We start from the raw sequence: 6955 nt of genomic DNA, 5'->3' as shown, positions 1-6955 counted from the left end.
CCGTTCAAGCAGCTTTCTAGCCCTTCCTGTTCTGGGTTACGCTCAGGAAACGGGGATTGAATTTGGTGCGGTAAGCCTTTATTCGTTTTACACGAACCGACAAGATACCCTGACGCGCGCATCCCGCTTGACGGGAGTTGCAACCTTTACAACCAAAAGTCAGAGCAATTTTCAGCTTAAGAGCGATATCTGGTCGCCAGGGAATACTTACCATTATACCTTCGAATTAAGATATAAAAACTTCCCTTTCAACTTTTATGGGGTGGGTAAGAACACGCTTCAAGCAAATGAAGACCGCATCACACAAAAACTATTCAGGGTGAATGCGGGAGTTGAAAAGCAGTTAGGAAAAATTACCTATACCGGTGCAAATGTTAATTTCGACAGCTACCGTTTCACGGATAAAGCAGCGGTGGGTATATACGGTACAGACCCAACTATCATCGACAAGGATGGCGGAAAAGTATTATTCTTTGGAATTTCACAGATCATTGACAACCGTAACTCAAATACCTATACGACCAAAGGAACATTTCTCAGACTCAATTACTCCTATGCTCCAGCATTTTTTGGCGGCAACAACTTCGATGGCAGCATGTTCGAAGCCGACTTTAGAAGTTTCAAGAGTCTGAGTAAAAAGCTCGTTGCAGGTCTAAACGGTTTATATCAAACTATAGGAAATGGAGACACCCCTTTTTATCTGCTTCCACAATTAGGTAATGATGAAATGATGCGCGGCTATTATACAGGCCGTTACCGGGATGAAAATCTGCTCGCCTTGCAGACTGAACTTCGATTCCGATTAAACCCACGCTTTGGCCTTGTTGGTTTTGCCGGAACTGGAACGGTATATGGACATGGCGATTTTACGATAGCCGACCTGAAACCCAGCATTGGCGGAGGATTTCGCTATTTCTTTGACATAGAAAAAGGCTTGAGCGTCAGAATGGATTATGCCTTTGGCGAAAAGCGTCCCGGTGAGGAGCGACAAAAAGGATTTTATTTAAGTTTAGGCGAATCCTTTTAATCTTCAGAAAGGAATTTTACTAATTTGCAGATGATAAACATTTGCAATTAAATTTCTGCTGGCATGAACAGGTTTTCATATTTGCTTTACCTTTTAATAAGCGTTTTTAGCATTTCGTGTACAGAAAGCAATGACAATAGTAAAGAGAACGCACTAAATGTTCTATCTCGGAAATACGTAAAGCTTGGCCTATTTATTGGCCAGTATGATGCGGATTTTGTAGATGCGTACTATGGGCCTGACTCGCTAAAACCTAAATCCAAACCGGCAATATTTCCTAAAGACAGTGTGCAAAAGGAAATCGCTTCGATGCAGGAAGAGCTTGAACAAATATCGAAAACGGACACTAAAGACCAAAAGGCACGGGCGCAATGGATGATAGGCCAACTTACTGCATTCAGCAGAAGAGTTAAGATTTATTCCGGCGAATTTGGCACATTCGATGAGGAGTCTAAAGATCTCTTTGGAGTAGCAGCACCTGAATATCCTGTAGCACATTATCAGTTGCTGCTTGATTCACTCGACTTGATTCTTCCAGGAAGCGGATCTGTTCAGGATCGGTTCCAGTTGCTTGCGAATCGATTTATTATTCCTAAGAATAAACTGGATACGGTGTTCAAAACAACAATAGCTGAGGCTAGAAAACGTACACTTGATCATTATAAACTCCCCACAGAAGAAAAGTTTACGCTTGGCTATGTCACCGATAAATCATGGAGCGGCTATAACTGGTACAAGGGGAATTATACCAGCGAGATCCAGATCAATACGGATATACAGATATTCATTGAAAGGGCTATTGACGTGGGAAGCCATGAGAGTTATCCGGGCCACCATGTATATAATATGCTTTTGGAGAAGAACCTTTACAGGGATAAGAACTGGGTTGAAATATCCCTCTACCCTTTATTCAGCCCGCAATCATTTATAGCAGAAGGCGGCGCAAATTATGGCATAGAGCTGGCATTCCCGGGCGATGATAAGATCCGATTTTCAAAAGAAGTTATTCTACCGCTGGCGGGCCTCGATTCGACCGGAACTGGCTTATACTTTAAGGCACTTGCTATTCGTGGACAGTTAAACTATGCAAGAAATGAAGCCGCCCGTGGACTGGTGAACGGCACGATGTCGGAACCACAGGCTGTGGATTGGCTCAAGCAATATTGCCTTTATAACGAAGAAACTGCTTTAAAATCTGTTGCATTTATAAAAAAATACCGCAGTTATGTAATCAACTATAACTATGGCCAGGATGTAGTCAGGAAATACGTGGAAAATCAGATCAAAGCACAAAATAAAAAAGCCAGTGAAACGGTGGACATGCCAGCAGAGTCAGTAAAAAGCAAAATCCCGCAAAGGCAATGGAAAATCTTTTATCATCTGCTGAGTAATCCGATCACTACTCAGGATTTATTAAACTAAAAATGTCATCCAAATAAGCTGTCAATGAAGCGTTTAATTCTACTCTTAATTTTCCCACTCTGTGTTTGTGCCCAAACGCCCGACTATTCTGCAAAATTTGCAACAATCGACACTTACGCAAACGGACTATTAAATCAATGGAACATTCCCGGCCTGGCTATCTCCATCGTTTACAAGGATAAACTTATCTACAGCAAAGGTTATGGTTTCAGGAATCTCGAGAAGCAGCTACCAGCTACCGAAACCACCATATTCCCAATCGCTTCCAACACGAAATTATTTACTTCAACCATCGCATCACAATTAGCTGTCGAGGCGAAACTAAGCCTCGATAAACCGGTACGCACCTACCTTCCGGGCATCGCTTTCAACAATGAGGAGCTAACTTCAAGAGTAACCTTACGGGATATGCTTAGCCACCGAACCGGACTCCCGGCATATGATGGAATTTGGGTAAATGCACCATTTAAACGGACAGAAGCACTCAGTAAAATTGCTCATATGAAACCTTCATTAGGATTTCGGGAAGGATACATCTATAATAATATGATGTTTACTACTGCGGGACTGGCAATTGAAAGTGTAACAGGTAAATCCTGGGAAGATAATGTCCGCGAACGTATCTTTAAACCGCTAGCTATGAACTCCAGTGGTTTTGCTGGTGTAGGTGCAAGGCCTGATGAGCACTCTAATTCCTATTTTTCAAATGAGGAGGACAAACTAATCGCGCGCGGTTTCAGTTCCCAATCTGAAACACTCGGTCCTGCCGGCACGATTTATTCGAACATGAAAGACATGGGAAACTGGATGATCGCACTGGTAAACGGGGGAGAGTTTAAAGGCAAGCAGGTAATCCCCGCAAGGGCATTAGCCGAAACCATGATTCCACAAAACCTTTCGGATAAGCGGGGCCGTTATGATGAATTATCAAACTCTATTTATGCTTTGGGGAGAATCGTTCAGGCTTACAAAGGCACAAAAATGGTAAGTCATACGGGTTCTATTGACGGTTTCTATTCCAATCTTACCTATCTACCAAAAGACAGCCTTGCCATTTTTATTGTCCATAATTCTGCGGATGCAAGTTCACTTCGATCTGTTATGAACCTGCCTATTGTCGATATTTTACTCGGCCGCGAGGCTACAGACTGGAGCGGGCGGTACAGAAAAGACTATCTTGAGGGAAAGGAACGCAGCAAAAAGCAAATCGATTCACTCAACGCTTCACGCGTTAAGAACACGTATCCTTCGCATCCTATCCAGGCCTACGCAGGTACATTTAATCACCCGGTATATGGTGACATAAAAATCGGCATGCAAAACAACAAAATCACATTAAATTACCGCGGCTTAGCTGCTATGCTTGATCACTGGCACTATGACCAGTTTATAACAGTAGATGAAGGGAAAAGCTTTCCAGATATGAAGATCAATTTCCTGACGAATGATAAAGGGGAGATTGACAGGATTAGTACGAGGCCGTTTGGGGATCCGGTGACGGAGTTTGTTAAAAGTAATTGAGAGTGGAGAAGGAAGGTGAAAGTTGAAAAACGGAAATCAGACAACGGAAGAGGAGAACTAAAAACTGAATTTGAAAATTGCTGGACACCGGAGTTTTGGGAAACATGGGGGTTGAAAATTAATAATTAAAGATTACTATATGAAAAAAAATTTACTATCGATCTTATTTGTGATTGCCGGGGCGCTGGGCGCTTTTGGGCAGGTTATTACAACGTCAACTCCGGAAGCGGCGGGATTTTCTTCAGAAAGTCTGAAAAGAATTGATGTAGCGATGAATGACTGGGTAAGCAAGGGTTATTTAAACGGGGCTTCAGCCCTGATTATCAGGGACGGAAAGGTGGCTTACTATAAAGCTGCCGGATTTGATGACCTCGATACAAAGACACCTTTACCGAAGGATGGAATTTTCAGGATCGCATCGCAAACTAAAGCGATTACGAGCGTAGCGATTATGATGCTTTTTGAGGAAGGCAAATTGTTGTTGAGCGATCCGGTTTCTCAGTATATTCCTTCATTTAAAGGACAGGCGGTCTTAGCTAAATTCAATCCGGGTGACACCACTTATACTACTGAACCTGCAAAACGGGAAGTCACCATTAAGGATCTGCTAACCCATACTTCGGGGATTGGTTACGCCCAAATCGGATCGAAGGAAGCAAATGCCATTTACGCGAAAAACAACCTTAGCACCGGAATCGGAATGAAGGATGCAAGCCTGAAAGATGCGATGTCCACTCTGGGGAAATTACCGCTTATGCATCAGCCAGGTGAGAGATTTACCTATGGTTTAAATACTGATCTTTTAGGTGCTTTAGTGGAAATAATTTCAGGGGTCAGCCTTGATGAGTTTTTCAGAGCAAGAATTTTCGAACCACTGGGAATGAAAGATACTTACTTCACTGTCCCACAGGCAAAAGCTCGCCGCTTAGTAAATCTCTACACTGAAAAAGAGGGCGGAGTTTTAGCTAAGGCAACTGTTCAAATGCTTAACGGGCCTGTGACACCTAATTACCCATTGGAAAAAACGTCCTACTACTCAGGTGGTGCTGGACTTAGTTCAACCATCTTTGATTACGCCATATTTTTGCAAATGCTGCTTAATGATGGTGTTTACAACGGTAAACGAATACTTGGAAGAAACACTGTCAGGATGATGACAGTTAATCAGGTAGGTGATGTGAACATCGGCAACGGTGATAAATTTGGCTTAGGGTTTCAAATTGTCACTGATAAGAGCAGCGGTCGCACACCTGCCCAGGAAGGTACTTTTGGCTGGGGCGGAGCATTTGGAACCTCGTACTGGGTAGATCCAAAAGAGAGGCTGGTGCTTTTGATTTATCGTCAGATGCAGGCGAGATCACATAATGAGGTGATCGAGAAGTTTAGGGCGATGGCGTATGGAGCCATGGAGTAGTTTAAATTAGACCTATAGTTTAATAAAATGAAAAAAACATTATTATCGCTTTCGTTATTTGCAGCGACGCTTACATCTCAGGCTCAAACTACAATACCTATTGCCGATGTCATTATTCAAAACGGCAAAGTGCTGGACGGGACAGGTAACTCATGGTTTTATGGAGATGTAGCCATTAAGGATGGTAAGATCCTAAAAGTGGGTTACCTGGGTGGCTTGCGGGCTAATAAAATAATTGACGCAAAAGGCCTGGTGGTAGCGCCGGGTTTTATAGACGTTCATGGGCACATTGAAGGTGGTGTAGTTAAAACTCCTACTGCAGATAATTATATACTGGATGGAGTTACCACTGTTATCACCGGGAACTGCGGTGGGTCTGAAGAAGATATCCGTGGATACTTGCGTTTAGTCGACAGCATTCGCCCTTCAATTAATATTGCTTCACTAATCGGACATAATACCGTCCGCGCGCAGGTGCTTCAACGCGCTAATCGTGCGCCGAGTGCAGAAGAGCAAAAGCAAATGGATGAACTTGTGGCGAAGGCGATGAAGGATGGCGCAGTGGGCCTATCCACTGGCCTCATATATATTCCTGGCACTTTTGCAAAAACAGAAGAGGTGGTGAGCCTTGCCAGGGCTGCGGCAAAATACAATGGTGTTTATGCTTCACACATTAGGGATGAGGAGAACAAAGCTGTAGAAGCGATAAATGAAGCAATTAATATCGGCAAAGAAGCAAATATTCCAGTGCAGATCTCACACTTCAAGGTAGGGGGGAAATCCAACTGGGGGAAATCAGATATTACGCTCGGCTTGATCAAAAAAGCCCGTGAAGAAGGATGGGAAGTTACAATCGACCAGTATCCATATACTGCAAGCAGTACTAACCTTGGTGTACGCCTTCCCGACTGGACCTTCCAGGGAGGAAATGATTCAATGAAAGTCAGGTTAACTGATCCGGAAACACGTGCCCAGATTAAGAAGGAAATGCTTCGGCAGCTGAAAGATTATGCTTTCCCCAATTATTCATATGCAGTAGTAGCGAATTACGATCCAGATTCAACTTACAATGGCAAGAATATCACTGAAATAAATAAACTTTTAGGGAAAAGGTCCAACGCAAAAAACGAGGCTGAAACCATTATGGATATGGTTTTGGCAGGCGGAGCGCAAATGGTTTATAACAGCATGAATGAAGAAGATGTAAAATACATCATGAAATATCCGTTCAGCATGTTTGCAGCTGATGCGGGAATCCGGGTTTTCGGCCAGGGAATGCCTCATCCGCGTGGTTATGGAACTAACGCCAGGGTTTTAGGAAAATACGTGCGTGATGAAAATGTGATCACGCTGGAAGATGCCATCAGGAGAATGACTTCGCTTCCTGCGCAGAAATTCGGGCTAAGCGACCGCGGTTTAATCCTTCCTAACTACGCTGCCGACGTGGTAGTATTCAGCGAAGCAGAGGTTCAGGACCTTTCCACTTTCCAGCAGCCTCACGCCTATTCAAAAGGTTTTAAATATGTGATCGTCAATGGAGAAGTGGTGGTAGAAAACGAAAAGCATTTGGG

Annotated in this window: 5 protein-coding genes; all 5 read left to right on the top strand. The window is 43.4% G+C overall.

Annotated features, from left to right (window positions below):
• Nucleotides 1–1027, top strand: a 1027-nt coding sequence (locus WBJ10_RS03340) for a BamA/TamA family outer membrane protein (RefSeq protein ID WP_424288138.1), incomplete at its 5' end; no start/stop codon positions are given.
• A 63-nt stretch (nucleotides 1028–1090) separates the two neighbouring features.
• Nucleotides 1091–2449, top strand: coding sequence for a hypothetical protein (locus WBJ10_RS03335; protein ID WP_424288137.1), 1359 nt, complete (start codon nucleotides 1091–1093; stop codon nucleotides 2447–2449).
• A 24-nt stretch (nucleotides 2450–2473) separates the two neighbouring features.
• Nucleotides 2474–3970 carry a serine hydrolase gene (locus WBJ10_RS03330; RefSeq protein ID WP_424288136.1) on the top strand — a complete coding sequence of 499 codons (1497 nt, stop codon included), beginning with the start codon at nucleotides 2474–2476 and terminating at the stop codon, nucleotides 3968–3970.
• A gap of 139 nt (nucleotides 3971–4109) precedes the next feature.
• Nucleotides 4110–5384, top strand: coding sequence for a serine hydrolase domain-containing protein (locus tag WBJ10_RS03325; protein WP_424288135.1), 1275 nt, complete (start codon nucleotides 4110–4112; stop codon nucleotides 5382–5384).
• Nucleotides 5385–5411: 27 nt separating this feature from the next.
• A partial coding sequence (locus WBJ10_RS03320) for an N-acyl-D-amino-acid deacylase family protein (RefSeq protein ID WP_424288134.1) occupies nucleotides 5412–6955 on the top strand: 1544 nt, incomplete at its 3' end.

The organism is Daejeonella sp., assembly GCF_049655485.1.
Lineage (GTDB): Bacteria > Bacteroidota > Bacteroidia > Sphingobacteriales > Sphingobacteriaceae > Daejeonella.
The sequence above is the reverse complement of the archived record's forward strand: the minus strand, read 5'-3'. Positions and strand labels throughout refer to the sequence as shown.